General features: G+C 68.4%; 23 protein-coding genes. 5 read left to right on the forward strand and 18 right to left on the reverse strand.

Annotation, left to right across the window (positions count from 1 at the left end; all coding sequences use genetic code 11):
- Window positions 1-31 precede the first annotated feature (31 nt).
- On the forward strand, window positions 32-1,027 hold the full coding sequence (locus tag JGR68_RS10360; protein WP_199359853.1) for a hypothetical protein: 996 nt from the start codon (window positions 32-34) through the stop codon (window positions 1,025-1,027).
- Window positions 1,028-1,075: 48 nt separating this feature from the next.
- Window positions 1,076-2,269, forward strand: a complete 1,194-nt coding sequence (gene kbl, locus JGR68_RS10365; protein ID WP_199359852.1) for a glycine C-acetyltransferase — start codon at window positions 1,076-1,078, stop codon at window positions 2,267-2,269.
- Between the two features lie 72 nt (window positions 2,270-2,341).
- Here the strand turns inward: kbl and JGR68_RS10370 are convergent, their stop codons facing one another.
- The 4 genes from JGR68_RS10370 to JGR68_RS10385 form a co-directional block, all read right to left on the reverse strand.
- Window positions 2,342-3,097 (reverse strand): pseudouridine synthase, encoded by a 756-nt coding sequence (locus tag JGR68_RS10370; protein WP_199360790.1) that lies wholly within the window; start codon window positions 3,095-3,097, stop codon window positions 2,342-2,344.
- A complete protein-coding gene (locus JGR68_RS10375) occupies window positions 3,094-3,657 on the reverse strand; it encodes a hypothetical protein (RefSeq protein WP_234446497.1) in 564 nt (187 codons plus the stop codon). Before JGR68_RS10375 ends, JGR68_RS10370 begins: the two co-directional genes overlap by 4 nt.
- A gap of 105 nt (window positions 3,658-3,762) precedes the next feature.
- Entirely contained in the window at window positions 3,763-4,851 is a 1,089-nt protein-coding gene (locus JGR68_RS10380) for an OmpA family protein (RefSeq protein WP_199359851.1), read from the reverse strand.
- 216 nt (window positions 4,852-5,067) lie between these two features.
- Complete coding sequence (locus JGR68_RS10385) at window positions 5,068-6,192, reverse strand: OmpA family protein (protein ID WP_199392535.1); 1,125 nt, start codon at window positions 6,190-6,192, stop codon at window positions 5,068-5,070.
- 471 nt (window positions 6,193-6,663) lie between these two features.
- Here JGR68_RS10385 and JGR68_RS10390 point away from each other — a divergent pair, with 471 nt between their 5' ends.
- Both JGR68_RS10390 and JGR68_RS10395 read left to right on the forward strand, forming a co-directional pair.
- On the forward strand, window positions 6,664-7,119 hold the full coding sequence (locus JGR68_RS10390; protein WP_199363348.1) for a cell wall hydrolase: 456 nt from the start codon (window positions 6,664-6,666) through the stop codon (window positions 7,117-7,119).
- An 85-nt stretch (window positions 7,120-7,204) separates the two neighbouring features.
- On the forward strand, window positions 7,205-7,816 hold the full coding sequence (locus JGR68_RS10395) for a glutathione S-transferase N-terminal domain-containing protein (RefSeq protein WP_199363346.1): 612 nt from the start codon (window positions 7,205-7,207) through the stop codon (window positions 7,814-7,816).
- 110 nt (window positions 7,817-7,926) lie between these two features.
- Here JGR68_RS10395 and prpC read toward each other — a convergent pair whose 3' ends face one another.
- The 6 genes from prpC to JGR68_RS10425 form a co-directional block, all read right to left on the reverse strand.
- Entirely contained in the window at window positions 7,927-9,081 is a 1,155-nt protein-coding gene (prpC, locus tag JGR68_RS10400; RefSeq protein WP_199363344.1) for a 2-methylcitrate synthase, read from the reverse strand.
- 91 nt (window positions 9,082-9,172) lie between these two features.
- Entirely contained in the window at window positions 9,173-10,054 is an 882-nt protein-coding gene (prpB, locus tag JGR68_RS10405) for a methylisocitrate lyase (protein ID WP_199363341.1), read from the reverse strand.
- Between the two features lie 116 nt (window positions 10,055-10,170).
- The gene (prpE, locus tag JGR68_RS10410; protein ID WP_199363339.1) at window positions 10,171-12,057 is read right to left on the reverse strand and encodes a propionate--CoA ligase; all 1,887 of its coding nucleotides are present in this window, start codon (window positions 12,055-12,057) and stop codon (window positions 10,171-10,173) included.
- Between the two features lie 708 nt (window positions 12,058-12,765).
- A complete protein-coding gene (locus JGR68_RS10415) occupies window positions 12,766-13,752 on the reverse strand; it encodes a malate dehydrogenase (protein WP_199363337.1) in 987 nt (328 codons plus the stop codon).
- Between the two features lie 100 nt (window positions 13,753-13,852).
- Window positions 13,853-15,052, reverse strand: a complete 1,200-nt coding sequence (locus tag JGR68_RS10420) for an aminotransferase class I/II-fold pyridoxal phosphate-dependent enzyme (protein WP_199363335.1) — start codon at window positions 15,050-15,052, stop codon at window positions 13,853-13,855.
- A 104-nt stretch (window positions 15,053-15,156) separates the two neighbouring features.
- Complete coding sequence (locus JGR68_RS10425; RefSeq protein ID WP_199363333.1) at window positions 15,157-15,651, reverse strand: peptidylprolyl isomerase; 495 nt, start codon at window positions 15,649-15,651, stop codon at window positions 15,157-15,159.
- Window positions 15,652-15,841: 190 nt separating this feature from the next.
- Here JGR68_RS10425 and typA point away from each other — a divergent pair, with 190 nt between their 5' ends.
- Window positions 15,842-17,689 (forward strand): translational GTPase TypA, encoded by a 1,848-nt coding sequence (gene typA, locus JGR68_RS10430; protein ID WP_199363331.1) that lies wholly within the window; start codon window positions 15,842-15,844, stop codon window positions 17,687-17,689.
- A gap of 124 nt (window positions 17,690-17,813) precedes the next feature.
- Here the strand turns inward: typA and JGR68_RS10435 are convergent, their stop codons facing one another.
- The 8 genes from JGR68_RS10435 to secY all read right to left on the reverse strand — a co-directional run bounded on the left by JGR68_RS10435 (window position 17,814) and on the right by secY (window position 24,418).
- On the reverse strand, window positions 17,814-19,208 hold the full coding sequence (locus JGR68_RS10435) for a 3-deoxy-7-phosphoheptulonate synthase class II (RefSeq protein ID WP_199363329.1): 1,395 nt from the start codon (window positions 19,206-19,208) through the stop codon (window positions 17,814-17,816).
- Between the two features lie 69 nt (window positions 19,209-19,277).
- On the reverse strand, window positions 19,278-19,796 hold the full coding sequence (locus JGR68_RS10440; RefSeq protein ID WP_199363327.1) for a disulfide bond formation protein B: 519 nt from the start codon (window positions 19,794-19,796) through the stop codon (window positions 19,278-19,280).
- Window positions 19,797-19,879: 83 nt separating this feature from the next.
- Entirely contained in the window at window positions 19,880-20,254 is a 375-nt protein-coding gene (rplQ, locus tag JGR68_RS10445) for a 50S ribosomal protein L17 (protein ID WP_199363325.1), read from the reverse strand.
- A gap of 25 nt (window positions 20,255-20,279) precedes the next feature.
- Window positions 20,280-21,278, reverse strand: coding sequence for a DNA-directed RNA polymerase subunit alpha (gene rpoA / locus JGR68_RS10450; protein WP_199363323.1), 999 nt, complete (start codon window positions 21,276-21,278; stop codon window positions 20,280-20,282).
- 49 nt (window positions 21,279-21,327) lie between these two features.
- Window positions 21,328-21,963 (reverse strand): 30S ribosomal protein S4, encoded by a 636-nt coding sequence (rpsD, locus tag JGR68_RS10455; RefSeq protein ID WP_189496879.1) that lies wholly within the window; start codon window positions 21,961-21,963, stop codon window positions 21,328-21,330.
- A 15-nt stretch (window positions 21,964-21,978) separates the two neighbouring features.
- Window positions 21,979-22,368 (reverse strand): 30S ribosomal protein S11, encoded by a 390-nt coding sequence (rpsK, locus tag JGR68_RS10460; RefSeq protein WP_189496882.1) that lies wholly within the window; start codon window positions 22,366-22,368, stop codon window positions 21,979-21,981.
- 12 nt (window positions 22,369-22,380) lie between these two features.
- Entirely contained in the window at window positions 22,381-22,737 is a 357-nt protein-coding gene (gene rpsM, locus JGR68_RS10465; protein ID WP_189496883.1) for a 30S ribosomal protein S13, read from the reverse strand.
- Window positions 22,738-23,080: 343 nt separating this feature from the next.
- Window positions 23,081-24,418, reverse strand: coding sequence for a preprotein translocase subunit SecY (secY, locus tag JGR68_RS10470; RefSeq protein WP_199363321.1), 1,338 nt, complete (start codon window positions 24,416-24,418; stop codon window positions 23,081-23,083).
- Window positions 24,419-24,422 lie beyond the last annotated feature (4 nt).

The following is a 24,422-nucleotide window of genomic DNA, read 5'->3' on the forward strand; positions in this document are numbered from 1 at the left end:
CTCGAGAGTCCAACCATGGAAGGTGGTGCGCGTGCTCAAGCAATTCGCAGTGATGACGTTGCTGGCGATACCCGGCGTGGCGACGGCGGGCGACCGGCAGTGCCCGGAGGTGGAAGCGCCGCCTGCACCGGTGTGCGTGTCGACTCCCCACGGGCTGGCGTACGCCGACACCGGAGAAGAAGCCCACCGGGCGGCGGATGCGCTCGGCGATGCGGCGCGGCACTACATGCTCCACTTCGGCCGTGCGCCAGTCGGCACATTGATCCTGAGTACGGATCTGGACCCGCTCGTCGCCAACGACCATGCCCGGGCCCATGGGCTCGACTACGCCCAGGTCTGGCTGCCCGCCAGTGCCAAGCGGGCCATGACCGAGCGCGCGATGCGCCAGGCCGGTGTCGACCGCGCAGGCATCACCCGGGCCCTGGCTGGCGCGGCGGAACGCGAAGCGGTCACGCTGCGTCACGAAGTCGGCCATGCGATGTACGCCGCGATGTACTGGCCGCACGCCGCCGGGGCGTCGCTGCAGGTGCGATATGGCACGCCAGCCCCGGACTGGCTCGATGAGGCGGTCGCGATCCTGATGGAGCCGCCTGAAGCCCAGGCGCGCCACCTGGAATCGTTCATCGACGCGGCGAAGCACCGGCCGCAGACCATCCCTGGGCTGACCGACTTCCTCCAGGCCGAGCATCCGGTCCGCTCCGCTGCGCTCGCCCGCGCCCTGTCCCGCGGCCCCCGGTCCGGATCGGGCGTGCAGATGGTGGTCGCGGACGGCGGTGAATTCCCCGGCGTCGACAGCTTCTACGGACAATCGCTGCTGCTGGCCCTGTTCCTGGCCGAGACCAGTGGCGACCCGCGCATCCTTGTCCCGATCAGCGCTGCAGTCGCCGGCGGCGCCACGTTCGACCAGTGGCTGGCTTCGGACGGCGCGGCGCACGGGCTGCCAATCGACGTCCCCGCGTTGCAGGCCCTGTGGGATGGCTGGCTGAAAAGCCAGGTGTTTCAGCGGGGTCGCGGCGGCAAAGGCTGAAGGCGACACGTAGAATCCGGGATCCGTTTTCGCGAAGGCGTCCCGACCATGTCCATCACCCAGCGCTACGCCGACACCCTCGAGGAGATCCGCGAGGCCGGCCTGTTCAAGGCCGAGCGCATCATCACCAGCCCCCAGTCCGCCGAGATCACGCTCGAGGACGGCCGCAGGGTGCTGAACTTCTGCGCCAACAACTACCTGGGCCTGGCGGACCACCCGGACATCATCGCGACCGCGCGCGAAGCATTGGACACGCATGGCTTCGGCCTGGCCTCGGTGCGCTTCATCTGCGGCACCCAGGACCTGCACAAGGAGCTGGAGCGCACGATCGCGGGCTTCTTCGGCAAGGAGGACACGATCCTCTATGCCGCCTGCTTCGACGCCAACGGCGGCCTGTTCGAGCCGCTGCTGGGCGAAGCCGACGCGATCATCAGCGACGCGCTCAACCACGCCTCGATCATCGACGGCGTGCGCCTGTGCAAGGCGAAGCGCTACCGCTACGCCAACTGCGACATGGCCGACCTGGAGGCGCAGCTGAAGCAGGCCCGCGCCGACGGCGCGCGCACGATCATGATCACCACCGACGGCGTGTTCTCGATGGACGGCTTCATCGCGCCCCTGGACGAGATCACGGCGCTGGCGGCGAAGTACGAGGCACTGGTCCATATCGACGAATGCCATGCCACCGGCTTCATCGGCGCCACCGGCCGCGGCTCGGCCGAGGTCAAGGGCGTGCTCGACCGGATCGACATCATCACCGGCACCCTGGGCAAGGCCATGGGCGGGGCACTGGGCGGCTTCACCACGGCGAAGGCGGAAGTGATCGAACTGCTGCGCCAGCGCTCGCGGCCCTACCTGTTCTCGAACTCGCTGCCGCCGCACGTGGTCGCCGCGGGCACCAGGGCGTTCCAGATGCTCGATGCGGCCGGCGAGCTGCGTGAGCGGCTGGCGGAGAACACCGCCTACTTCCGCGAGCGGATGACCGCCGCGGGCTTCGACATCAAGCCGGGGGTGCATCCGATCAGCCCGGTGATGCTGTACGACGCGCCGCTGGCGCAGCGCTTCGCCGAGCGCCTGCTCGAGGAAGGCATCTACGCGATCGGCTTCTTCTTCCCGGTCGTGCCCCAGGGCCAGGCGCGCATCCGCACCCAGCTGTCGGCGGCACATACCCGCGAGCACCTCGACAGGGCGATCGATGCCTTCACGCGCATCGGCCACGAGCTGGGCGTGCTCAAGGCCTGACGGGGGCGGTCGCGGCCCCCCTGCCGCTCGCGGGGCCGCAACCGCCCTGCCCCATGCGGGCCTCGGCGGCCCTCAGGCCGCGGCGGGTGTCGACGGCGGAACCAGGGCCGCCAGCTCCGCGTCGTCCAGGGCGCGCCACGCGCCCTTGGCGAGCTCGCCCAGCACCACCGGACCGATCGCCACGCGTACCAGGCGCAACACCTCGAGGCCGCAGGCGGCCATCAGCCTGCGGATCTGCCGGTTGCGGCCCTCGTGCAGCACCACTTCGAGCCATGCGTTGCGGGCGCCTGTCCGCAGCACCCGCACCGACGCGACCGACAGGCGTTCGCCATCCACGCGCAGGCCGCGCAGCATCGCTTCGAGCAGTGGCTCGGCGGGACAGGCGTCGACCTGCACGTGGTAGGTCTTGTCGGGTCCGCGAGCCGGGTCGGTGACCGCTGCCGCCCACGCGGGATCATTGGTGAACAGCAGCAGGCCTTCGCTGGCCTGGTCCAGGCGTCCCACGGGCGCGATCCAGCCCAGGCCGGCGCCGTCGAAGCAGCGGTAGACGGTCTCGCGGCCGCGCTCGTCGCTGGCCGTGGTGACCAGGCCGCGCGGCTTGTTCAGGACGAGGTAGCGGGCCACCGGCAGCGTGGCGTCCACGCCGTCGACGTGGATACGGGCGCGACTGACGTCGACCGGGTGCTCGGGATCACGCACCACCCGGCCATCGACTTCTACCCGGCCCTCGCGGACCCGGCGTTCGGCCTCGCTGCGCGAACAGATGCCGCGCTTGGACAGCGCGCGCGCCAACCCGTGCCGGACGCCCGGGCGCGGCGCGTCCCTCAGCGGCGCTCGCCGTCGTCGGACGTCGGCGCAGGCGCCGGCTGTGCGGTCGGCGCAGCGGCTTCGGCAGCCGCAGGCGCTTCGGCGCCGGGCGCTCCGGGGGCAACCGCCGGCACGGCCGCCGGCGCGCTTCCGCGCGCGACGCGGACGCCGCGCGCCTTCATCCAGGCATCGAACTCGTCGGCGGTCATGCGACGGCCGTTCTGGTTCATGTCGAAGCGCCAGGGGGTGTTGTCGAACTCGGTCTGCGGCTTGTAGGCGCCGGGATCGTTCGGATTGGCAACGCTGGCCGGCGTGGCGATGGCCACGTTGCGGCAGCCTTCGATCCGTCGGCGCAGCAGCACCTCGTCGACGGTCTGCGACTCGTCATAGGCGTGACCAAGGACGCCGCTGTTGGCGCCGAGCATGTACGACGGCGCCACCAGCTCGGTCGCCAGCGGCGCAAGCACGCTGGCGCGCGGCGCGGTACCGGCGGCCGGCAGGCTGCCGCAATCGACCGCGGCCATCGCAAGGCCGGGAGTCACCAGGCCGATCGCCACCACCACCCACGCTGCACGCTTCATTTCGTCGATCCACTTCGTCTGCACAGGGCCGCGAGTGTAGCAGCCGCAAACGCACGAAGCCCGGCGCGAGGCCGGGCTTCGTGTTCACTGCGGGTGCCGACGTCCTCAGTTCTGGACGTTCAGCTCCGTGCGGCGGTTGCGCGCGCGGCCGTCCGGGTTGTCCGAACCGTCGTCATTGGTGTTCGGCGCGATCGGACGGCTCTCGCCGTAACCGTTCGGACCCACCAGGCGCGAAGCGTCGATGCCGTTGCCGGTCAGGTAGTCGTACACCGCGGTCGCGCGGCGCTCCGACAGCGACTGGTTGTAGGCGTCGGTGCCCTTCGAGTCGGTGTGGCCAGCCACCTCGACCTTCAGCTCCGGGTAACGCTTCAGGATCTCGATCGCCTCGTTGAGGATCGAAACCGCGTCCGGACGCAGGGTCGACTTGTCGAAGTCGAAGTTCACGCCCTTCAGGTCGATCGACACCGGCACCGGGCAGCCGTCCGGACCGATCGTCTGGCCAGCCTGCGAACCGGGGCACTTGTCGTCGCAATCGTTCACGCCGTCACCGTCGCTGTCCATGTCGGCGCAGCTCGGGGCCACCGGCGCCGGGGCGACCGGGGCGGTCGGCTCCGGACCCAGCGGGATCACCACGCCGACCGAGGCCAGCACGTCGCCGAACCAGTCTTCGCTGGGGGCACTGACGCTGGTGTCGTCGAAGTCCGCGCGGTAGGCGAGCTCGGTGCGCAGCTTCACGCGACCGGTGCCGCCCTGGGCGCCCACGCCGACCTTGGCGGCGAAGTTGCCGTCTTCACGCTGGCCGGGCGAATCCGGGCTCGGGAACGCGTCGTACTCTTCTTCCGAGCGCTGGTAACCGACGCCCATCAGCAGGTAGGGGTTCCAGCTGCGGCCTTCGGCCAGGAAGTGGCGACGCAGGTCGAGCGAGACGCCGTACTGGCTCCAGTTCAGGTCCTGGTTCGCGTTGTTGTTGGGGTTCTGGTAGTTCAGTTCCGCATCGACCGACCACTCGGGTGCGATGAACTTGCCGAGGCCCAGGCCGACGAACGGCGCGTCGTTGGTGCCGCGGTCGTTGTCCTGGAGGTTGAAGCCGGCGCTGCCGGTGAGGTACCAGCGGTCGTCGAATTCCTGGGCGGCGGCGGCCTGCGAGAACGCAAGGCCTGCCAGCAAGGCAGTGCTCAGCACGCGAATCTTCATTGATTACTCCTAAGGTCAATCAGGAATGAAAAGGGGGAACGGCGGGAGCATCGGGGCCAATCCAGAGGACCGACCCCGGCCAGTCGCGGGGGCATGATACACATTCAGGTAGATGTTAACCATCCATTAAACGCACGGGGCCCGGCAGTGCCGGGCCCCATGGCACGAAGCCCGGCGCAAGGCCGGGCTTCGTGTTCACTGCGGGTGCCGATGTCCTCAGTTCTGGACGTTCAGCTCCGTGCGGCGGTTGCGCGCGCGGCCGTCCGGGTTGTCCGAACCGTCGTCATTGGTGTTCGGCGCGATCGGACGGCTCTCGCCGTAACCGTTCGGACCCACCAGGCGCGAAGCGTCGATGCCGTTGCCGGTCAGGTAGTCGTACACCGCGGTCGCGCGGCGCTCCGACAGCGACTGGTTGTAGGCGTCGGTGCCCTTCGAGTCGGTGTGGCCAGCCACCTCGACCTTCAGCTCCGGGTAACGCTTCAGGATCTCGATCGCCTCGTTGAGGATCGAAACCGCGTCCGGGCGCAGGGTCGACTTGTCGAAGTCGAAGTTGACGCCCTTCAGGTCGATCGACACCGGCACCGGGCAGCCGTCCGGACCGATGGTCTGGCCAGCCTGCGAACCGGGGCACTTGTCGTCGCAATCGTTCACGCCGTCACCGTCGCTGTCCATGTCGGCGCAGCTCGGGGCCACCGGCGCCGGGGCGACCGGGGCGGTCGGCTCCGGACCCAGCGGGATCACCACGCCGACCGAGGCCAGCACGTCGCCGAACCAGTCTTCGCCGTCATTGCGCTCCGGCGGCGGATCGTCGTTCAGCAGCTGGGCGCGGGTGTCGTCGAGCGCCACCGCGCGATAGGCGAGCTCGGCACGCAGGCGCGCACGCCCGGCATTGCCCTGCACGCCCACGCCGAACTTGCCGGCGACCGCACCGTCTTCTTCCTGGAACGGGGAATCGGGGTTCGGGAAGTTGTCCAGTTCGATCTCTTCGCGCTGGTAGCCCAGGCCCATCAGCAGGTACGGGTTCCAGCTGCGGCCTTCAGCGATGAAGTGGCGGCGGGCGTCGAACGAGATGCCGTACTGGCTCCAGTTCAGGTCCTGGTTGGCGTCCCAGTTCGGGTTCTGGTAGTTCAGCTCGGCGTCCACCGACCAGTTGGGCGAGACGAACTTGCCGATGCCCAGCGTGCCGAACGGCGCGTCGTTGGTGCCGCGGTCGTTGTCCTGGATGTTGAAGCCGACGCTGCCGGTCACGTACCAGCGGTCGTCGAATTCCTGCGCGGCGGCACTGTGGGCAGCGCCCAGACCGGCCAGCAGCATGGCTGCACACAGCAGCTTCTTGTTGATCATGTTGTTGCTCCTTGGGTGGTGGACGGTGCCGAGCGATGCCGAAGCCGCCTGAAACTGTCAATGGACACGACCATCAGCATGGCCGGATCGCGCTGCAGGTTAGGTTCGGTGCCGTGAAGACCGCGTTAACGATGGCATAACAAACTTCGGGCCAATCACGGCGCCAGCGCCAAACGTCCGACGAGCGGCGAGGCCTTCTCGAACCAGCCACCGGCCGGAGTTGCACCGCACCCCTGTTCAGCCAGCGTTTCGAAACCGGGCAGTAACGTGCGCCAACTTTTTCTCCGCCACGTCTTCGGCGGAAACCGGCACGTCCCGCACTTCCGCGGGCTTCGCGCCCGGGCAGCAAGCGCGCCAGAGAGTGCCGCCGCCCTCCCCAACACGCCAGGCCGTTCCGCGATGCGGTGGCACGGGTCCAACAGGACCCGGCCATGGCGCGCGGCCGGCGCAACGGAGCAAGGAGCCGTCATGAAACTCGCCTGGATCCTGTGGCTGGCATCGGTATTGCCGCCGCAGGCCGCAGATTCCCTCTGCCTCAGCACCACCCTGTACCTCGAAGCCCGCGACCAGTCCGTGCTCGGCCAGCGCGCCGTGGCGGAAGTCGCCCTGCGCCGCACCGACAGCGGGCTGTGGGGTGACTCGGTGTGCGAGGTGGTGACCGCGCGCAAGCAGTTCGCACCGACCATCGTGTCGCCGCGTACGCGCCTGTCCAATACCGAGGCCTGGTCGCAGGCGGTCACCATCGCGCTGGAGTCGCAACGCAACTGGGCGCTGCCGGCCGGCGAGCGCAAGGAAGTCGTGCCCGGGGCCAGCCACTTCATGGCCCACGCGATCGCCAGCCCGAGCTGGCGCAACGCCTACCAGGTCGCGACCATCGGCGACCACACCTTCCTCCGGGTGCAGAACCTGAAGCCGAAGTCCTGACGGCGGGCGACAGCGCGGCGCCCGCGCCTTGAGCGCCCCGGACGCAGCGCCGATGATGGTGGCTTCCCCATGCCTGGAGCCGCACATGAAGCTGTATTCGAAGCCGGGCGCCTGCTCGACCGCCGTCCACATGGCGCTGGAGTGGAGCGGCCGCCCCTACGAGGTCGAGATCCTCGACGCGGGATCGATGAAGGCACCGGCGTTCCTCGCGATCAATCCCGCAGGCGCGGTGCCCGCGCTGGTCGATGGCGATTTCGTGCTCACCCAGAACGCCGCGATCATGGGCTACATCGCCGACAGCCGGCCCGAGGCGGGACTGGCGGGCGACGGCTCGCCACGGCAGCGCGCCGAAGCGACGCGCTGGCTGTCGTTCGTCAATTCCGACCTGCACCCCGCGTTCAAGCCGATCTTCTCCGCCGCGCGCTACATCGGCGACGAAGCACAGCACGATGCAGTCAAGGCCGCGGCCAGGGCCCAGGTGCGCGCGCTGATGGAGACCGCCGACCGGCGCCTGGACGGCAAGGAGTGGCTGGCCGGATTCCGCAGTTTCGCCGACCCGTACTTCTATATGACGCTGCGCTGGGCACAGGGCACCGGCGTGGACATGTCGGGCCTGGACAACGTGGCGGCCTTCAAGGCGCGGATGGAGCAGGACGCGGGCGTGCAGGCCGCGCTCAGGGCCGAAGGCCTGGCGTAAGCGCCACGCCCGTCCGCGCGCCCGTGGGCGCGCGGCAGTAGCGGACAGCGAAACGGCGCCCCAGGGGCGCCGTTTCCGTGTCGAAGCGGCTGTCCGCAGCCAGGCGGGACTCAGCCGCGCTCGGCCATCGGCAACCAGTCGCGGTTGTCGGGACCGGTGTAGTTCGCGCTCGGACGGATGATCTTGCCGTCGATGCGCTGCTCGATCACGTGCGCGCTCCAGCCGCTGGTGCGCGCGATCACGAACAGCGGGGTGAACATCGCCGTCGGCACGCCCATCATGTGGTAGCTCACCGCGCTGAACCAGTCGAGGTTGGGGAACATCTTCTTGATGTCCCACATCACCGATTCCAGTCGCTCGGCGATGGCGTACATGCGGGTGTCGCCCTGCTCTTCCGAGAGGTCCTTGGCCACCTGCTTGATGATGCCGTTGCGCGGATCACCGACGGTGTAGACCGGATGGCCGAAGCCGATCACCACTTCCTTGCGGCCCACGCGCTCGCGGATGTCGGCCTCGGCCTCGTCCGGCGTGTCGTAGCGCTTCTGCACCTCGAAGGCGACCTCGTTGGCGCCGCCGTGCTTGGGACCGCGCAGCGCGCCGATCGCGCCGGTGATGCAGGAATGCATGTCGCTGCCGGTGCCGGCGATGACGCGCGCCGTGAACGTGGAGGCGTTGAACTCGTGCTCGGCGTACAGGTTCAGCGAGGTGTGCATCGCGCGCACCCAGCTTTCCGGCGGCGGCTCGCCGTGCAGCAGGTGCAGGAAGTGGCCGCCGATCGAGTCGTCGTCGGTCTCGACGTCGATGACCCGGCCGTTGTGGCTGTAGTGGTACCAGTACAGCAGCATCGAACCCAGCGAGGCCATCAGCTTGTCGGCGATGTCCCGCGCGCCCGGGTGGTTGTGGTCGTCCTTTTCGGGCGCCAGGCAGCCCATGACCGAAACGCCGGTACGCATCACGTCCATGGGATGCGCCGACGGCGGCAGCTCTTCCAGCGCGGCCTTGACCGCGGCCGGGATGCCGCGCAGCGACTTCAGCTTCGCCTTGTAGCGCGCGAGCTCAGGCTTGGACGGCAGCTTGCCGTGCACCAGGAGGTAGGCGACTTCCTCGAACTCGGCGGTCGTGGCGAACCCGGTGATGTCATAGCCGCGATAATGCAGGTCGTTGCCGCTGCGGCCGACGCTGCACAGCGCGGTGTTGCCGGCGGCGGTGCCGGACAGGGCGACGGACTTCTTCGGCTTCGGCAGGGTGCTCGGGGTCTCGCTCATCAGGTACTCCATTGACGCATGATGTGGTGGCGCGCAGCGCGCGGCGATGTGGCACGGCGTGCGAGGCTGGCAGCGCTTCGCACGGCGCCGCTCAGTCCTTCGAGAACAGCGTGTCGAGCTTGTCCTCGTAGGCGTGGTAGCCGAGGAAGTCGTACAGCTCCGCACGCGTCTGCAGGGTGTCGACGATGTTCTTCTGCGTGCCCTCGCGGCGCACGGTCTCGTAGAAGTTCAGCGCCGCCTTGTTCATGGCGCGATAGGCGCCGCAGCAGTACAGCGCGATGTCGACACCGGCCGAGCGCAGCTCGTCGGTGGTGAAGAAGGGCGTGGAGCCGAACTCGGTGAGGTTGGCCAGGATCGGCACCTTCACCGCGTCCTTGAACTTGCGGTAGTCCTCGAGCGACTTCATCGCCTCGGGGAAGATCATGTCGGCGCCGGCTTCGACGTAGGCCACGGCGCGCTCGATCGCGGCATCGATGCCCTCGACGGCGGCGGCGTCGGTGCGCGCCATGATCACGAAGCCGGCTTCCGTGCGGCCGTCGACGGCGGCTTTCACGCGGTCGACCATCTCGCCCTTTGGCACCACTTCCTTGTTGGGACGGTGGCCGCAGCGCTTCTGGCCGACCTGGTCCTCCATGTGCACGGCGGCGACGCCGGCGCGCTCGAAGCTGCGGATGGTGCGCGAGATGTTGAAGGCGCCGCCCCAGCCGGTGTCGATGTCGACCAGCAGCGGAAGGCCGGTGGCCTCGACGATGCGACGGGCGTCGATCAGCACGTCCTCCATCGTGGAGATGCCGAGGTCAGGCATGCCCAGCGAGTTCGCGGCCACGCCGCCGCCCGACAGGTACAGCGCCTTGTAGCCGGTGCGCTTGGCCATCAGGCCGGCATAGGCGGTGATGGCGCCCATCACCTGCAGGGGGGATTCGTCGGCGACGGCGGCGCGGAAGCGCGCGCCTGCGGAAACATGCTCGGACATGGGACATTCTGCGTAGGGGATCGGCACCATTCTAACGGAGCCGGCAGGTGCCAAGCCCGCTGCCCGGAGGTGCAACCCGGACGCCCGGGGCGCGCCGCCGCGCAGCCTGCGGAACTTCAGCTTCCGGCGTCGGCCCCGCGCTTGATCGCATCAGCGATCTCGCCCAGCGCCCCGGGATCGTCGAGGGTCGACAGGTCGCCCGGATCGCGATGCTCGGCCAGGGCCTGGATCGAGCGCCGCAGCAGCTTGCCCGAGCGCGTCTTGGGTAGTGACGCGACCACGTAGATCCGCGCCGGGCGCGCGATCGCGCCCAGCTGCTCCACCACCCTGCCCTGCATCTCCTGCGCGGCCAGCGACGCATCTGCGGCCTGCTTCAGCGTGGCGAACACCACCGGCACCTGGCCCTTGATCTCGTCGTGAACGCCGATCACCGCGACCTCGGCCACGCCCGGATGGCCCGACACCGATTCTTCGATCTCGCGCGTGCCCAGGCGGTGCCCGGCCACGTTGATGACGTCGTCGGTGCGGCCGAGGATGTACGCATAGCCGTCCTCGTCGCGGATCGCCCAGTCCAGCGAGCTGTAGAGCGGCTCGCTGAAGTGGCTGAAGTAGCTGGCGATGAAGCGCTCGTCGTTGCGCCAGACCGTGCTCAGGCATCCCGGCGGCAGCGGCGGCTGGATCACCAGCACGCCCTTCTCGCCCGCCGGCGCGTCCTCGCCGGTGACCTCGTCGATCACCCGCAGCCTGTAGCCCAGGTTCGGCAGGCCGGGAGAGCCCAGCTTGATGGGCTTCATGTCCAGCCCCGGCATCATGGTCAGCACCGGCCAGCCGGTCTCGGTCTGCCAGTAGTTGTCGATCACCGGCTTGCCGAGCACGCCGGAGATCCAGCGCGCGGTTGGCTCGTCCAGCGGCTCGCCGGCCAGGAACAGGTACTCCAGTTTCGACAGGTCGCGGTCGGTGATGTACGTGGTGTCGAATTTCTTCAGCACCCGCAGCGCGGTGGGCGCGGAGAACAGCGTGCGCACGCCGTAGCGTTCGCACAGCTCCCACCAGATGCCCGGATCCGGCCGGGTCGGCATTCCCTCGTAGATGATCGAGGTCGCGCCCGCGATCAGCGGCCCGTAGACATTGTAGGAATGCCCCACCACCCAGCCGATGTCGGAGGTGGAGAACATCACCTGGCCGGGCCGGATGTCGTAGACCGCCCACATCGACAGCGCCAGCGCCACGGCATAGCCGCCGACGTCGCGCTGCACGCCCTTGGGCGTGCCGGTGGTCCCGGACGTGTAGAGGATGTAGCTGGGTTCGTTCGACTCCAGCCACTGCACGGGCACCTGCGCGTCTTCATGGTCGCGCCGCAGCGTCGCGTAGTCGAAGTCACGACCCTCCTGCATCGGCACCTCGGCCAGCCCGCGGCTGACCACCAGCACGTGCGCTGGCGGATGCGCGGCCTGGGCCAGCGCGTCGTCCACCAGCGGCTTGAACGGGATGACCTTGCCGCCGCGGCTGCCTGCGTCGGCGCAGACCAGCACCTTCGGCTCGGCATCGTCGATCCGCAGCGCCAGGTTCTTCGCGGCGAAGCCGCCGAACACCACCGAGTGGATCGCGCCGATGCGCGCGCAGGCCAGCATCGCCACCACCGCATCCACGGTGTGCGGCATGTAGACCACCACCCGGTCGCCCTTGCCCACGCCCAGCGAGCCGAGCACGGCGGCGAACACGTTCACTTCGCGATGCAGCTCGCGGTAGCTCAGCTCGCGGACGGTGTCGGTCTCGGTGGAGTAACCCACCAGCGCGAGCTGGTCGCCGCGCTCCTCCAGATGCCGGTCGACCGCGTTGTAGCAGAGGTTGGTCTCGCCGCCGACGAACCATTTGCGGAACGGCGGGTTGGAGTCGTCGAGGATCTTCTCCGGCGCCTTGTGCCAGTAAACAGCCTGCGCCTGTTCGGCCCAGAAGGCCTCCGGCTCCTCGACCGAACGCCGGTAAACGTCTTCGTAGCGCATGACGGTCTCCAAGTGTCCCGATCGAGGCTAGTCCGCCACGCCGCCACGCGCGCTACGACGTTGGTCGAATGCCTTCGCCGCACGATGTCCGGGGGCCGGACACGAAAAGGCTCTTTCCACACAGCGCGGGGTGATGGCGTGTGTGCCGGTGCACTTGGTGCACCTGGTGCGCCTGGTGCGCTCTGGGGAGTCGATGGGGCGCGCTCCGTCGTGATCCGGCCTGCCCGTCCCGTGCCCAGGGGGTGTGCTCCCCCGGCAGTCTCCGCGTCCTGCTACCACTGCCGGCCGCCGGCCATCCATGGCCGGCTGTACGCACACCCCCTGGGCACGGGACGGGCTGTGGCGTTATTCGGCTTCGGACCGAAGATCAAAAGCGGGGCGCCCGTGTGGCCGGGCCCTGATCGTCAGGTCCGGTGAGGGCTCGATCGCTCCGGACGTAGGCGCGCTTGCTCCACCCGACCGCCCAGAAGGTCCAGGCCCGCCGTGGATGCAGGGGGATGCCCAGAGCCGGCCATGGATGGCCGGCGGCCGGATGATGGGAGCAGGACGCGGAGACATCCGGCTGGGCATCCCCCTGCGTCCACGGCGGGCGGCGCGCATCTTCTTGAAGCAATGCCCCGCCGATCTTGAGAAGAGCCAAAACGAAAACGACCGGGCCAGGCCCGGTCGTTCCGATAGCGCCATTGCGGGACGGATCCCGCAGGCGTGTCAGCCCAGCAGGTGGGCGACGCCTTCGCGCTCTTCCTCGAGCTCGGCAAGCGTCTTGTCCATCGCCGCCCGGCTGAATTCGTCGATCTCGAGACCTTCGATCCGGGTGTACTCGCCGTTTTCGGTGGTCACAGCGACGCCGTAGATCACGCCCTCGGGGATGCCATAGCCGCCATCGGACGGCACGCCCATGGTCACCCACTTGCCGTTCGAACCCAGCACCCAGTCGCGGATGTGGTCGATGGCGGCGTTGGCGGCGGAGGCGGCCGAGGACAGGCCGCGCGCCTCGATGATCGCCGCGCCGCGCTTGCCGACCTGCGGGATGAACGCATTGGCGTTCCAGTCCGCGTCGTTGATCCTGTCCTTCAGCGATTCGCCCTTGACGGTGGCGAAGCGGTAGTCGGGATACATGGTCGGGCTGTGGTTGCCCCAGACCACCAGCTTCTCGATGTCGCCGACAGCCACGCCGGCCTTGTTGGCCAGCTGGCTCAGCGCGCGGTTGTGGTCCAGGCGCAGCATCGCCGTGAAGTTCTTCGCCTTGAGGTCCGGCGCCGACTTCATCGCGATGTAGGCATTGGTATTGGCCGGGTTGCCGACCACCAGCACCTTGACGTCGCGGCTGGCGACCTTGTTCAGCGCCGCGCCCTGGGCGGTGAAGATCTTGGCGTTCTCCAGCAGCAGGTCCTTGCGCTCCATGCCGGGGCCGCGCGGGCGCGCGCCGACGAGCAGCGCGATGTCCGCATCCTTGAACGCGACTTCGGGATCATCGGTGCCGACCATGCCCGCCAGCAGCGGGAAGGCGCAGTCTTCGAGCTCCATCATCACGCCCTTGAGCGCGGCCTGGGCCTTCTCCATCGGCAGTTCCAGCAGCTGCAGGATGACGGGCTGGTCACGGCCCAGCATCTCGCCGGAAGCGATGCGGAACAGGAGGGCGTAACCGATCTGGCCGGCGGCGCCGGTGACGGCAACTCGGACGGGGGTCTTCATGGGGTGGCTCCGATGGTGCGTGGGATTGGAGGGAATGCGTGTGCGGCGCAGGACACAGCGACGGTCCGGGCCCGTGGATCCGGCCCGGACCGGCCAGGGCTCATTCGAGCTCGGCGAAGAATTCCTGGATGCGCGCAAGGCCCGGCGCCAGCTGAGGCGTCGGGCAGGTGTAGCTGATGCGCAGGCCGCGCGGCTCGCCGAAGGCCGAACCGGGCACGCAGGCCACGCCCTTCGCTTCAAGCAGGGCGGCGCAGAACTCGACGTCGTTGTTGATGACCTTGCCCGAGTGCGACTTCCCGAAGGCGCAGCTGATATCCGGGAAGGCATAGAACGCGCCCTGCGGCACCGGGCAGACCACGCCGGGAATGGCATTGAGTGCGGCCACGACCTGGTCGCGCTTGCCCTGGAACTCGGCGCAGCGCGCGGCGGGCACGTCCTGCGGGCCCGACAGCGCGGCCGCGGCGGCGGCGGCCACCACTTCCGGCAGGCTGGTGATGTGGTTCGAGTTCATCGTGGTCACGGCCTGCGCCACGACCTCGGGGCCGGCCATCAGGCCGACGCGCCAGCCCGGCATGCCATAGGTCTTGGACAGCGAATCGACGAAGATCACGCGGTCGCGCAGCTCGGGGCGCGCGTGCACGAAGTTGTGGTAGCCGACGCCGTCGAACACCATCGAGTTGTAGATGTCGTCGGTGATGATCCAGGTGTCGGGGTGGCGGGCGACGACGTCGGCCAGCGCCGCGATCTCGTCCTTCGTATAGACCATGCCCGTCGGGTTGGACGGGTTGTTGAACAGGAAGAGCTTCGGCTTCCTGGCCAACGCGGCGTCGAGCTGCTCCGGGGTCAGCTTGTAGTCCTGCTCCGCCGGGCACGGCAGCAGCTGGACGTCGGCGCCGACGATCTCGGCGATGTCCATGTAGCTGGTCCAGTACGGGGTGGCAAAGGCGAACCCGTCGCCCTCGTCCAGCAGCGCTTCGGCCAGGTTGTAAAGGATGTGCTTGGCGCCCACGCCGGTCGCGCAGTTGGCGCGGGCGTAGCCCGTCAGGCCCAGGCCGTCGAGATGGCCGATGAAGGCGTCGAGCAGGCCGGCGGCGCCGCGGTTGCTGCCGTACTGGCCGGAATCGACGTCCAGCGCCTTGCGCGCGGCGGCATAGACGTGCTCGCCGGGCAGGAAATTGGGGACGCCGATCGAGAAGCTGATGATGTCGCGGCCTTCGGCCTTGAGGCGCTGGGCCGTTTCGGCCACCACCATGATCGCGCTGGGCTTGGCGCGACCCATGCGCTTGGCAAGCTGGGGCATTGCGGGAACCTCGGGAAGTGGAGTGGCGGGGCGCGCCGGGAAAGCCCGGAAAACGCGGTTTGCAGCCGCGTATTCTAGCATCGCGCCCCGCCGGGACCGCTGGCTCAGGCGGCCAGGATCCGGTTCCACTCGGCGACGCGGTCGGCCTTCGCGGCCAGCACGGTGTCGGCATCGCCCTCGATCTTCACCGACTTGATGGCGTCGCCCTGCTTGACGGCATCGACCACGTCCAGGCCCTCGGTGACCTTGCCGAACACGGTGTGCTTGCCATCCAGCCAGTCGGTCTTGATGTGGGTGATGAAGAACTGGCTGCCATTGGTGTTGGGGCCGGCGTTGGCCATGGACAGCACGCCGCGGTCGTGCTTCACGCCGTTGCTGGCCTCGTCCTCGAACTTGTAGCCGGGGCCACCGGTCCCGGTGCCCTTGGGGCAGCCGCCCTGGATCATGAAGTCGGGAATGACGCGGTGGAAGGTCAGGCCATCGTAGAAGCCGCGCCTGGCGAGGTTCACGAAGCTGGCGACGGTCAGCGGGGCCTTGTCGGCGTAAAGCTCGACCTTGATCTGGCCACGGTCGGTGTCGAAAACGGCGTTCAGGGACATGTCGGGGATTCCTCGGGGGGTGTCGGGACGGGAGCTGGACCGGGCGGCGCCGGGCCGCGGACCTGAAGTGGAGCCACCCTGCCGCATTGCAACACTAGGTGGCGGGGGCGAGTGACAGTATAATGGTCGGCTTCCCCGCCACAGGCCCAATGCGCCCTGCCCCAAGAAGGCACGAGGTGCGGTTTTCCCGATGTCCATCGAACGCCTCCGCAACATCGCCATCGTCGCCCACGTCGACCACGGCAAGACCACCCTCGTCGACCAGCTGCTCAAGTCGTCCGGCACCCTTGACGAACGCGCCGCCGTCCCCGACCGCGTGATGGACAGCGGCGACATCGAAAAGGAACGTGGCATCACGATCCTGTCCAAGAACACCGCCATCCGCTGGACCAATCCGACCACCGGCGAGGTCTGGCGCATCAACATCGTCGACACCCCCGGCCACGCCGACTTCGGTGGCGAGGTCGAGCGCGTGCTGTCGATGGTCGACTCGGTGCTGGTGCTGGTCGACGCGATGGACGGCCCCATGCCGCAGACGCGCTTCGTGACCCAGAAGGCCTTCGCGATGGGCTTCCGGCCGATCGTCGTGGTGAACAAGGTCGACCGCCCGGGCGCGCGTCCCAGCTGGGTGCTGGACCAGACCTTCGACCTCTTCGACCGCCTCGGCGCCACCGACGACCAGCTCGACTTCCCGGTGGTCTACGCCTCCGGCCTCAACGGCTACGCCGGCCTCGAGGACACCGTGCGCAGCGGCGACATGACGCCCCTGTTCGAGGCGATCTGCGAGCACGTGCCCGCGCCGCCAGTCGATCCGGATGGCCCGTTCCAGATGCGCGTCACCTCGCTGGACTACAACAACTATGTCGGCGTGATCGGCATCGGCCGCGTCCAGCGTGGCAAGGTCAAGACCAACCAGTCGGTGACCGTCATCGCCGCCGACGGCAAGACCCGCAACGCCAAGGTGCTGCAGGTGCTCGGCTTCATGGGCCTGGAGCGCGTCGAGGTGCAGGAAGCGCGCGCCGGCGACATCATCGCCTTCTCGGGCATCGAGGGCCTGGGCATCTCGGACACGCTGTGCGACCCCTCGGCGGTCGAGCAGCTGCCGGTGCTGACCGTCGACGAACCCACGATCTCGATGACCTTCCAGGTCAACGATTCGCCCTTCGCCGGCGTCAAGGACCGCTCGGGTGGCAAGTACCTCACCAGCCGCCAGCTGCGCGACCGCCTCACCCGCGAGACCGCGCACAACGTGGCGCTGCGGGTCGAGGACACCGCCGACGCCGACAAGTTCAAGGTGTCCGGCCGCGGCGAGCTGCACCTGTCGATCCTGATCGAGAACATGCGCCGCGAAGGCTACGAGCTGGCGGTGTCGCGCCCGGAAGTCATCGTGCGCACGGTTGACGGCGTGGTCGAGGAACCCTACGAGGCGCTGGTCGTCGACATGGACGAGCAGTTCCAGGGCGGCGTCATGGGCCGCCTGGGCGAGCGCAAGGCGCTGCTGCAGAACATGGAGCCCGACGGCAAGGGCCGCGTGCGCCTGGACTACATCATCCCGGCGCGTGGCCTGATCGGCTTCCAGACCGAGTTCAAGACGCTGACCGCAGGTACCGGCCTGCTCTTCCACGTCTTCGACCACTACGGTCCGAAGGCGGACGGCGACATCGGCCAGCGCAACAACGGCGTGCTGATCTCCAACGGCACCGGCCCCTCGCCCGCCTACGCGCAGATGGCGATGCAGGAACGTGGCCGGCTGTTCATCGAGCCGGGTGAGGAGATCTACGAGGGCCAGATCCTCGGCATCAACTCCAAGGACAACGACCTGACGGTCAATGCCCTGCGCGGCAAGCAGCTGACCAACTTCCGCGCGTCCGGCAAGGACGACGACGAGGGGCTGATCCCCGCGATCAAGTTCTCGCTCGAGCAGGCGCTGGAGTTCATCGACGACGACGAGCTGGTCGAGGTCACGCCGAAGCAGATCCGCCTGCGCAAGAAGCTGCGCACCGAGGTCGACCGCAAGCGGGCCAGCCGCGCGGCCTGATCGATCGGGGTCGACTCCGCCGCGGCCCCATCGCCGCGGCCCTGCCCAGCGCCGCCGCCGCATGATCCAGGCGGCGGCCGGGCACACGAAGACCGGCGGGGCCTGATGCCCCGCCGGCGTCGTTTCAGACGTTGACCGGCGCCTTGAGCTGCGCGTGCTTGCGCACGATCGCCATCGCGATTTCCAGCGACTGCTCGTAGTTGAGCCGCGGGTCCACCGTCGAGCGGTAGGCGCGCTCGAGGTCCACCTCGCCCAGGTCGCGGGCGCCGCCGGTGCACTCGGTGACGTCCTCGCCGGTCAGTTCGAGGTGCACGCCGCCCAGACGCGTGCCGGCAGCGGCGTGCAGGTCGAAGCTCTGTTCGATTTCGCTGCGGATGTTGTCGAAGCGGCGCGTCTTGTAGCCGTTGCTGGTCGCCTCGGTATTGCCGTGCATCGGATCGCAGACCCAGAGCACGCGCCGGCCTTCGCGCCGGACCGCGTCCAGCAACGGCGGCAGGCGGCCGGCCACCTGTCCCGCGCCCATCCGGCAGATCAGCGCAAGCCGCCCGGGCTCGTCGTCGGGATTGAGCAGGTCCACCAGCCGCAGCAACTCGTCGGCGCCGACCGTGGGGCCGACCTTGACCGCCACCGGATTGCGGATGCCGCGGAAGTACTCGGCGTGCGCCCCATCCAGCGCGGCGGTGCGCATGCCGATCCACGGGAAGTGCGTGCTCAGGTTGAACCAGCCCCACTGCCGCGGCACCTGGCGGGTGAAGGCCTCCTCGTAGGGAAGCAGCAGCGCCTCGTGCGAGGTGAAGAAGTCGACCCGGTTGAGGTTGTGCACCTCGGCGCCCGACAGCGTCTCCATGAAGCGCACGGCCTCGCCGATGTTGGCGACCATGCGCTGGTATTCGTGGGCCAGCGGCGAATGCGTGACCCAGCCCAGGTCCCAGTATTCCGGGTGGTGCAGGTCGGCGAAGCCGCCGTCGACCAGGGCGCGCACGAAGTTCATCGTCATCGCCGAGCGCGCGTGCGCCTTGACCATGCGCCGCGGATCGGGGATGCGCGCCTGCGCGCTGAACCCGGGGCCGTTGACGATGTCGCCGCGATAGCTGGGAAGCGTGGTGTCGCCGCGCGTCTCCAGGTCGGCCGAGCGCGGCTTGGCGTACTGGCCGGCGAAGCGGCCCACGCGCACCACCGGCTGGCGCAGGCCGTGCACCAGCACCAGGCTCATCTGCAGCAGCACCTTCAGCCGGTTTGAAATCACCGTCGAGCTGCAGTCGGAAAAGTTCTCGGCACAGTCGCCGCCCTGCAGCAGGAAGCGCTTGCCTTCCTGGGCCTCGGCCAGCTGCTGCTTCAGCGCCTGGACTTCCCAGGACGTTACCAGCGGCGGAAGGTCGCGCAGTTCATCCTGGACGCCGGCGAGCTCGGTGGCGTCGGGGTAGCTCGGCATCTGCAGCGCGGTGCGCTCGCGCCAGCTGCCTGGATTCCAGTCCAGGGGCAGGTTCACGGGCCGGAGATTGCGTTCGTTGGCGGACATCGGGACTCGTCGGTGTTGCACTGCAGCGAGTCGACCATCATCCGCGCACCGGCGGATGATCGCAATGACTCAGCGCTGGCCGCGACGCCGCGTCCTGAACGCCGCCACGAGGAAGAACAGCCCGAGCAGCACGAACCACACCAGGCTCCATGCCGGCATCGACAGGCCCAGGAAGCTCCAGTCGACCGCGCTGCAGTCGCCCGATCCGGTCAGCACGCGGCGAATCACGCCGGTGGTCGACATGGTCTCGCGCATGAACGACAGCGGCGGCAGGCAGCCGGGGATCTCGGGCGGGTTGAGCTGCAGCCAGACGTGGCGGCCCGCCAAGGCCATCCCGACCGCAGCCGCGAGAAATCCCAGGATGCCGTAGGCATGGCGGGAACCCGGCGTACGCGGCGCGTGCAGCCCGGCAACCAGGAACACCAGGCCCAGCGCGGCGAACGCCAGGCGCTGGAAGATGCACATCGGACAGGGCTCGAGGCCCCAGGCGAACTGCGAATAGATCGCGAAGCCGATCAGTGCCGCGCAGGCGGCGAAGCCCGCCAGGCACTGGCTGCGGAAGGTCCAGCGGAACGGATTGAAGGTCATCGGCAGGCTCGCGTAAAACGGAGGCCAAGATAGCAAAAACCCCGGCACGCAGGCCGGGGTTCTCACGTGCAGCGGTGCGCCACTTACTCGGCGGCGGCCTGCGGCCGGTCGACGAGCTCGACGTAGGCCATCGGCGCGTTGTCACCGTCGCGGAAGCCGCACTTGATGATGCGCAGGTAGCCGCCCGGACGCTCGCGGTAACGCGGGCCCAGTTCGACGAACAGCTTGCCCACGGCTTCCTTGTCGCGGAGGCGCGAGAAGGCCAGGCGACGGTTGGAAACGCCGTCGGTCTTGCCCATGGTGATCAGCGGCTCGGCGACGCGGCGAAGCTCCTTGGCCTTCGGGAGCGTGGTCTTGATCAGCTCGTGCTTGAGCAGCGACGCCGCCATGTTGGTGAACATGGCATCGCGGTGTGCGCTGGTGCGGCTGAACTTGCGGCCGGATTTCTGGTGGCGCATGGTCTTGGTTCCTGTCTGTCTTGTCTTAGCCGAGCATGCCGTGCGCCGAGACGCCGGCCGGCGGCCAGTTCTCGAGCTTCATGCCGAGCGAGAGGCCACGCTGGGCCAGCACTTCCTTGATCTCGGTGAGCGACTTCTTGCCGAGGTTCGGGGTCTTGAGCAGCTCGACTTCCGTCTTCTGGATCAGGTCGCCGATGTAGTAGATGCTCTCGGCCTTGAGGCAGTTGGCCGAACGCACCGTCAGCTCCAGGTCGTCGATCGGGCGCAGCAGCACCGGGTCGACGCCCGGGGTCGCGGCCTTCTGGCTCGCACCCTCGCGACGGGTGAAATCACCGAAGACGCTGAGCTGGTCGGTCAGGATGTCGGCGGCGGTGCGCACGGCTTCCTCGGCGTCGATCGTGCCGTTGGTCTCGATGTCCAGCACCAGCTTGTCGAGGTCGGTGCGCTGCTCGACGCGGGCCGCTTCGACCTCGTAGGCCACGCGGCGCACGGGCGAGAACGACGCGTCCAGCATCAGGCGACCGATGGCGCGGGTCTCCTCGTCCGGGCGACGACGCGCGGAGGCCGGCTGGTAGCCGAAGCCGCGCTCGATCTTCAGGCGCATGTTGATCGACGCATCCTTGGTCAGATGGCAGATCACGTGTTCGCCGTTCAGCACTTCCACGTTGTGGTCGGTCTTGATGTCGGCGGCGGTGACGACGCCCGGGCCGGACTTGGCCAGGGTGAGCGTCGAGCTGTCGCCGGTGCCCATGCGGATGGCGACGTCCTTGAGGTTCAACAGCACCTCGAGCACGTCTTCCTGCAGGCCTTCGATCGTGCTGTACTCATGCAGCACGCCGTCGATCTCGACCTCGGTGATGGCGAAGCCGGGGATCGACGACAGCAGCACGCGGCGCAGGGCATTGCCGAGCGTGTGGCCGTAGCCGCGCTCGAGCGGCTCGATCACGACCTTGGCGCGGTTGCCCGTGATGCGCTCGATCTGGGGGCCACGCGGGCGCAGGACCTGGTTGGCGGTAACCGTCATGTTTGGTGTCTCCTGGGGCCTGCCGGAGTGAACCGGCAGGCCGGGTGAATTACTTCGAGTACAGCTCGACGATCAGCGCTTCGTTGATGTCGGCGGGCAGGTCGCCGCGGTCGGGGACCGCCTTGAACACGCCGCTGAACTTCTTCGAGTCGACCTCGACCCAGGACGGCGACAGGTCCATGGTGGACGACACCGTCAGTGCCTCCTGGACGCGCATCTGCTTCTGGGCCTTTTCCGACAGGGCGATCGCGTCGCCGGCCTTGACCTGGTACGACGGCAGGTTCACGGACTTGCCGTTGACCGTCACGCCGCGGTGCGAGACCAGCTGGCGGGCCGCCGGGCGGGTGACCGCGAAGCCCATGCGGTAGACGACGTTGTCGAGGCGCGTCTCGAGGAGCTGCAGCAGGTTCTCACCCGTGTTGCCCTTCTTGGTCGAAGCCTTCTTGTAGTAGTTGCGGAACTGGCGCTCGAGCAGGCCATAGATACGCTTGACCTTCTGCTTTTCACGCAGCTGGACGGCGTAGTCGGAGAGCTTGCTGCGACGCGCGCCGGTGCCGGCACCGTGCTGGCCGGGCTTCTGCTCCAGCTTGCACTTCGAGTCGAGGGCGCGCGCGGGCGACTTCAGGGAGAGGTCGGCGCCTTCGCGGCGGGCGAGCTTGCAGGTGGGACCGATATAACGAGCCATTTCTTATCGCCCCCTTTAGACGCGACGCTTCTTCGGCGGACGGCACCCGTTGTGCGGGATTGGCGTCACGTCGATGATGTTGGTGATCTTGTAGCCCACGTTGTTGAGCGAGCGGACGGCGGACTCACGGCCCGGGCCCGGGCCCTTGATGCGGACTTCAAGCGACTTCACGCCGTAGTCGAGGGCGGCCTTGCCGGCCTTCTCCGCGGCGACCTGGGCAGCGAACGGGGTCGACTTGCGCGAGCCGCGGAAACCCGCGCCGCCCGAAGTCGCCCACGACAGCGCATTGCCCTGGCGGTCGGTGATGGTGATGATCGTATTGTTGAACGAAGCGTGGACGTGGGCGATGCCGTCGGTGACGACGCGCTTGATCTTCTTCTTCGGCTTAGCTGCCGGCTTGGCCATGATCTTGTTTCCTTATTTCCTGATGGCCTTGCGCGGACCCTTGCGGGTGCGGGCATTGGTCCGGGTGCGCTGGCCGCGCAGCGGGAGGCCACGACGATGGCGGAGGCCGCGGTAGCAGGCCAGGTCCATCAGGCGCTTGATCGCCATGCCGATCTCGCGACGAAGGTCGCCCTCGACCACGAACTTGCCGACTTCCGAGCGCAGGCGCTCGACTTCGGGTTCCGACAGGTCGCGGATCTTGGTGTTCGAGGCCACGCCGGCGGCGTCGCAGACGAGCTTCGAACGGGTACGGCCAATGCCGTAGATGCTTTGCAGCCCGACCCAGACGTGCTTCTGGGCAGGCAGGTTGACACCTGCAATACGCGCCATGCGCGGATCTCCAACTGTTTGGGGCGGCCGGACAGGTCATCCGGCGCAGTGAACAAGAAATTGTATCAGGATCCCGCGTTCCAAGGAAGCCCGCGGCCGCCAAAGGCGTCCGACCGGCCCGGCATGGGGAGTGTGCCCATGCTCCGGCGACGGTTCCAGGCTGGACATGCCCCCTTTCGGGGACCTGCCCGCCCGGCGCTACTCTGGCGCCGGGACTGGCCGGGGAACCACCTGCGTGCGGGACCGCCGCGCAGGTCGCCCATCAAGGCCCGGCCGCAAGGCGGTCGGGCCATGGATCCCTGGGTGTTCCGGCAGTGCCGGGCCCGGGATCCGTCTTGAATCTTCAGCCGCGCGGCAGGCCGCGCGCGCCACCCTTCAGGTTGGCCTTCTTGAGCAGGCTCTCGTACTGGTGCGACATGAGGTGGGCCTGGATCTGGGAAATGAAGTCCATCACCACCACCACCACGATCAGCAGCGACGTGCCGCCGAAGTAGAACGAGGCATTGAGCTCGCCGCGCATGAATTCCGGCAGCAGGCAGACCAGCACCAGGTAGGCCGCGCCGGCGGCGGTCAGCCGCGTCAGCACGCCATCGATGTAGTCGGCCGTGGCCTTGCCCGGACGGATGCCCGGGATCAGCGCGCCGGACTTCTTCAGGTTGTCCGCGGTTTCCTGGGAGTTGAAGACCAGGGCCGTGTAGAAGAACGTGAAGCCGGCGATCAGGCCCGCATACAGCAGGATGTAGAGCGGCTCGCCCGGCGACAGGGCCTGGCTCACGCGCTGCAGCCAGTTGGCCTGGCCGGCCTGGCTGAACCAGGTCGAGGCCGTGGCCGGGAACATGATGATCGACGACGCGAAGATCGCCGGGATCACGCCCGCCATGTTGAGCTTGAGCGGCAGGAACGAGCTCTGGTTCATGTACGCGTTGCGGCCACCCTGGCGGCGCGCGTAGTTCACCGTGATGCGGCGCTGGCCGCGCTCGACGAAGACCACGAAGTAGGTGAACGCCGCCACCAGAAGCACGATCAGGATCACCGCGATCGGGCTCATGTCGCCGTTGCGGGCGGCCTCGAAGGTGGTGATGACCGCGCTCGGCAGGCCGGCCACGATGCCGGCGAAGATGATCAGCGACACGCCGTTGCCGACGCCGCGCTCGGTGACCTGCTCACCCAGCCAGACCAGGAACATGGTGCCCGCGGTCAGGGCCACGATCGCCGTCAGCACGAAGCCGAGGCCCGGCGCGTAGGCCACGCCCTGGCTCTGCAGCATCGTGGCGATGCCGGCGGCCTGGAAGATCGCCAGCGGGATCGCGCCGATGCGCGACCACTGGGTGATCCTGCGCCGGCCGGATTCGCCTTCCTTCTGGATCGCCTTCAGGCTCGGCACGATCTGCACCAGGAGCTGGATGATGATCGAGGCGGAGATGTAGGGAATCACGTTCAGCGCGAACAGGCTGAAGCGCTCGAGGGCACCACCGGAGAACATGTTGAACATGTCCACGATGGTGCCTTCGGTCTGCTCCATCAGCCGCAGCATGGCGTCGGGATTGACGCCCGGCACCGGGATGTAGCACCCGATGCGGTAGACGATCAACGCGCCGAGGACGAACAGCAGGCGCTGGCGCAGCTCGGTGAACTTGCCGAGCCCGCCCACGCCCCCCATTGCGCTGCCGCTGCGTGCCATGCGG

It is taken from the genome of Luteimonas sp. MC1750, assembly GCF_016615955.1.
Lineage (GTDB): Bacteria > Pseudomonadota > Gammaproteobacteria > Xanthomonadales > Xanthomonadaceae > Luteimonas.